This is a genomic window from Xenorhabdus sp. BG5, from assembly GCF_015163665.1.
Lineage (GTDB): Bacteria > Pseudomonadota > Gammaproteobacteria > Enterobacterales > Enterobacteriaceae > Xenorhabdus.
Window position 1 is genome coordinate 1 of record NZ_JADEUG010000059.1, and the last position, 4,746, is coordinate 4,746.

The 4,746-nt window shown below is 41.2% G+C and carries 4 protein-coding genes, 5 tRNA genes and 2 rRNA genes; 1 reads left to right on the top strand and 10 read right to left on the bottom strand.

Features of this window, described 5'->3' with window-relative positions:
- The 5 genes from IQ209_RS17590 to IQ209_RS17610 all read right to left on the bottom strand — a co-directional run.
- The coding region (locus IQ209_RS17590) for a GTP-binding protein (RefSeq protein ID WP_228005970.1) at nt 1–264 on the bottom strand (264 nt) is incomplete at its 3' end.
- 106 nt (nt 265–370) lie between these two features.
- Nucleotides 371–446 (bottom strand) — tRNA-Thr (locus tag IQ209_RS17595).
- A gap of 6 nt (nt 447–452) precedes the next feature.
- Nucleotides 453–527, bottom strand: a tRNA-Gly gene (locus tag IQ209_RS17600).
- Nucleotides 528–627: 100 nt separating this feature from the next.
- Nucleotides 628–712: transfer RNA gene (locus tag IQ209_RS17605), tRNA-Tyr, on the bottom strand.
- 15 nt (nt 713–727) lie between these two features.
- Nucleotides 728–803: transfer RNA gene (locus IQ209_RS17610), tRNA-Thr, on the bottom strand.
- A gap of 419 nt (nt 804–1,222) precedes the next feature.
- Between IQ209_RS17610 and coaA the strand changes: the two genes are divergently transcribed.
- Entirely contained in the window at nt 1,223–2,173 is a 951-nt protein-coding gene (gene coaA / locus IQ209_RS17615) for a type I pantothenate kinase (protein WP_193852487.1), read from the top strand.
- 33 nt (nt 2,174–2,206) lie between these two features.
- Here the strand turns inward: coaA and birA are convergent, their stop codons facing one another.
- The 5 genes from birA to rrf (IQ209_RS17640) form a co-directional block, all read right to left on the bottom strand.
- Nucleotides 2,207–3,166 carry a bifunctional biotin--[acetyl-CoA-carboxylase] ligase/biotin operon repressor BirA gene (gene birA / locus IQ209_RS17620; RefSeq protein ID WP_193852488.1) on the bottom strand — a complete coding sequence of 320 codons (960 nt, stop codon included), beginning with the start codon at nt 3,164–3,166 and terminating at the stop codon, nt 2,207–2,209.
- Entirely contained in the window at nt 3,163–4,203 is a 1,041-nt protein-coding gene (gene murB, locus IQ209_RS17625) for a UDP-N-acetylmuramate dehydrogenase (protein ID WP_193852489.1), read from the bottom strand. The genes birA and murB overlap by 4 nt, the downstream gene beginning before the upstream one ends.
- A gap of 163 nt (nt 4,204–4,366) precedes the next feature.
- A 5S ribosomal RNA gene (gene rrf, locus IQ209_RS17630) occupies nt 4,367–4,482 on the bottom strand.
- A 34-nt stretch (nt 4,483–4,516) separates the two neighbouring features.
- Nucleotides 4,517–4,592 (bottom strand) — tRNA-Thr (locus IQ209_RS17635).
- Nucleotides 4,593–4,643: 51 nt separating this feature from the next.
- Nucleotides 4,644–4,746, bottom strand: a 5S ribosomal RNA gene (rrf, locus tag IQ209_RS17640); the annotation flags it as partial.

Below are 4,746 nucleotides of genomic sequence, written 5' to 3' on the forward strand. Positions count from 1 at the left end.
GTAGTCGGCGTGGCCTGGGCAGTCAACGTGTGCGTAGTGGCGAGTTGGGGTATCGTACTCTACGTGAGAAGTAGAGATGGTGATACCACGCGCTTTTTCTTCTGGTGCGTTATCGATCTGGTCGAATGCACGCGCGCTACCGCCGTAAGTTTTTGCCAAAACGGTAGTGATTGCAGCAGTCAGGGTAGTTTTACCGTGGTCAACGTGGCCGATAGTACCAACGTTAACGTGCGGTTTTGAACGTTCAAACTTTTCTTTAGACATTAGGTTGTCCCTCTAAGACACGGAATCGGTGGTTTCACCACATCAACCAAGCAATTGCTTGCGAGATATTTACAGGAAGAAAATCAGGAGGTAAGAACAGGAGAAGTGGTGCTGATAGGCAGATTCGAACTGCCGACCTCACCCTTACCAAGGGTGTGCTCTACCAACTGAGCTATATCAGCACATCTTGGAGCGGGCAGCGGGAATCGAACCCGCATCATCAGCTTGGAAGGCTGAGGTAATAGCCATTATACGATGCCCGCGTGAACTCGGCTACCTGACTTTAATCAGCTGTATACTATATCTTAAGTGTTTTTTCTAGAGTATAACTCGAGTAGAACACTCAAGATCGAAACTGGTTAATGGTGGTGGGGGAAGGATTCGAACCTTCGAAGTCTGTGACGGCAGATTTACAGTCTGCTCCCTTTGGCCGCTCGGGAACCCCACCTTTCCAAATTTTTAATGGTGCCGGCACCAAGAGTCGAACTCGGGACCTACTGATTACAAGTCAGTTGCTCTACCAACTGAGCTATGCCGGCATCAAGTGCTGCGCATTCTAGGAAGAGTTGGCCCACGATGCAACAAAAAAATTGCTTTTTTTGCTCTTTCGCTCATAAAGTAGTCATTTTCTATGTTTCTGGTGTTTTTTTCAATAGGTTCAGCTTAAATATCCAACAAACAACTCTTGTACAGGAAGAACCAATAAATGCATCTGCCAATTATTTTTTAAAAATTATTTGTATCACACGTGTTTTTCTCTTTATAAAAGAAAGAAACTGACGGACATAATAGACTCAGGAATAATACATTTTTGCATTTGCCATCAAAAAAATGACTAAAATCATAAAAAATTCTACGCCTACGATAGCGCAACCGATATGATGAGATTTATTTTTTTGTCGGATACGGGTGTTCTCAACAACCTGTCCAACCTGCATAGACAGGCAGATGTTGGCTTATGAATAAGAAAGAATCTTTTTTGACGACTCCATATTTACAATTTGATCGTAAACATTGGGCCACATTGCGTGACTCGGTGCCTTTAACATTAACAGAAGAAGAAGTCGCTGCTTTAAAAGGGATCAATGAAGAAATCTCAATAGATGAAGTGATTGAAATTTATCTTCCATTGTCACGTCTACTCAATTTTTACATTAGCTCCAATTTACGGCGTCAAGCTGTTCTTGAGCAGTTCCTAGGGACAGATGAACAAAAAATACCTTATGTTATAGGTATAGCAGGCAGCGTTGCTGTCGGAAAAAGTACAACCGCGCGCTTATTACAGGCGCTACTAAGCCGTTGGCCAGAACATCGTCGTGTCAAGTTAGTGACAACAGATGGCTTTTTGCACTCCAACAATATATTAAATGAACGTGGATTAATGAAAAAAAAGGGGTTCCCTGAATCCTATGATATGCGTAGCTTGGTCAAATTTGTCGCCGATATAAAATCAGGTGCAGACCAAGTCATCGCGCCGGTATATTCTCACCTGAGCTATGACATCGTTCCTCATGAACAACTTATTATCGAAAAGCCAGATATTCTTATCCTCGAAGGTTTAAACGTATTACAAAGTGGCATGGATTATCCACATGAGCCACATCATGTATTTGTCTCTGATTTTGTTGATTTTTCTATTTATGTAGATGCACCGGAAGAATTACTCGAACAATGGTACGTCAATCGTTTTCTTAAGTTTCGACAAGGCGCTTTTTCCGATCCTGATTCTTATTTCCATAATTATTCTAAACTCACGACAGAAGAAGCGATAAAAGTAGCATCGAGTATTTGGCGGGAAATTAATGGATTAAACTTACAACAAAACATCTTACCAACGAGAGAACGGGCTAGCTTGATTATGACGAAAGGCATAAATCACACGATTGAAAGCGTCAGATTAAGAAAATAAAACAAAAAGCCGGAAATATTTCCGGCTTTACATTCAACAACCTCTCAAGGAAATTTCACCACCGATATAAGGCGTAACAACTCCATTAATATCAAGTAACAAAGCCCCTTGTTGATCTATTCCACGAGCAATCCCATGAACTTCCCGATCACCAATAATTAATTTCACTGGACGATTAATAAAATTATCTAACTCAAACCACCGAGGAATGAAAGAGGCTATCCCTTCATTTTCAAACTGGATTAATGCTTTTTTAAGATTCACTATGATTTCAGCAACCAACTTATTCCGTTCAATAATCGTTCCTGATTGCTGTAAATTAGTCCAATTTTGATTAATTGATCTCTGTTGATCGCTACTCATTGAAACGTTCATGCCTATTCCGATAACAACATGGGCTGCATCTCCCGTTTTTCCCGTCAACTCAACCAATATTCCAGCAAGTTTTTTATCATCTAAGTATAAGTCATTTGGCCATTTTACTTTTACTCTTTCTGCTCCCTGGCGATTAAGTACTTCTGCAATGGCAATACCAACCACTAGACTTAAACCTATCGCTGCTGCTGGCCCTTGTTCCAAACGCCAATACATAGATAGATATAAGTTACGACCAAAAGCAGAAACCCACTTTCTACCACGACGCCCTCTACCAGCATATTGATATTCTGCAACACAGGCATCTCCCGAATCGAATTCTGCTAACTTTTCCAGAATATATTGATTCGTGGAATCAATGACAGGTATTACTTCAATGCGATCATTAGGAAGATAGTTTTCAATAACTTCTTTATCCAGAAGATTCATTGGGGCAGGAAAGCGGTAACCTTTGCCTGGAAGGGTGAGAACCTCTACTCCCCATTCACGAATAGTTTGAATATGTTTATTGATTCCTGCTCGGCTCATTCCCAATTCCTGGCCAAGTTGTTGGCCTGAATGAATTTCGCCATCAGATAACACTTTAATTAATTTTAATGGGATACTAAGATCTTTCATGAAATACATTCCACTGCGTCTATTTCACCTGCACTGCCAATGAAGCGTACTTCAGGCTCTAAGAAAATATTAAATTTTTCTGCAACCTTATTACGTACATAAGCAGCCAAGGTAATGACATCTTGTCCCGTTGCATTACCTTTATTAATTAATACCAATGACTGTTTCAGGTGTACTGCAGCGCCACCAATAGCATAACCCTTCAATTGACATTGTTCGATAAGCCAACCCGCTGCAATCTTTACGCTATGCTCATCATGAGGGTATTGAGGACAATTGGGATATTCAGACTTAATCCTGTCTGCTAACTCAATTGGTACAATAGGGTTTTTGAAGAAACTCCCTGCATTCCCCATCAAAGCAGGATCTGGCAACTTACTCTGGCGCATTTCACACACAGCATCGAATATTTGCTCTGGTGTAACCTCTTCTCGTGAGAACTGCGCTAAGGCACCGTAAGTTAAAATGGGTTCCCACTTCTTATTCAAACATAAACCAACTGCTGTGATAGCATAACCATCTTTATATTGACGCTTAAAGATGCTGTCTCTATACGCAAATTGACACTCATTCGCCGTTAGACGAATTGAATTACCGGTTTTCAGCTCAACAAAATCCACATATTCACAGACATGTTTAAATTCAACGCCATATGCTCCAATATTCTGGATTGGAGCAGAACCAACATTTCCAGGTATTAAGGCTAAATTCTCCAAACCATAGATCCGTTGTTTAAATAAATAAGTAATCAGTTCATGCCAATTTTCACCTGCACCAACATGAATGTGCCATGCAGTATCTGACTCTTGTATATTGATACCAAGAATACGATTTAAGATCACAGTACCTTTAAAATTTTCGGTGAAAAGGATGTTACTTCCTCCTCCCAATAATAAAATAGAATGACTCTTTTCCATTGCTTCTTGCCATAAGGCCAGAAGCGATTCAACAGACGTGGCCATTCCAATATGATCAGCACTGGCTGAAATGCCAAACGTGTTAAAGGCTTTTAGTTGAGTAGATTGACAGACAGACATTCATTTCAAACTCAATAGGGTAATTTAAGACGTAGTCTATCAGACTCTATATTTGAAAGATAAGTAAGTAGTTACCTAACACCTACCTATTGATGGAAATAAAAAAAGAACTAGAAATGCGAAAGGCCACCCAATATGAGTGGCCTTTTGACTGGATATTAAAGCTTGGCAGTTCCCTACTCTCACATGGGGAGACCCCACACTACCATCGGCGCTACGGCGTTTCACTACTGAGTTCGGCATGGGGTCAGGTGGGACCGCCGCGCTATTACCGCCAAGCAAATTCTGTTTTATTTGCCGAACATATTATTCATGGTGCTGATACCCAGATTCGAACTGGGGACCTCACCCTTACCAAGGGTGTGCTCTACCAACTGAGCCATATCAGCAAATGCTAAAAATAAAAGTGTTGCCAGATGGGCAACACTTATAAATTGAATGTCTGGCAGTGTCCTACTCTCACATGGGGAGACCCCACACTACCATCGGCGCTACGGCGTTTCACTGCTGAGTTCGGCATGGGATCAGGTGGGACCACCGCGC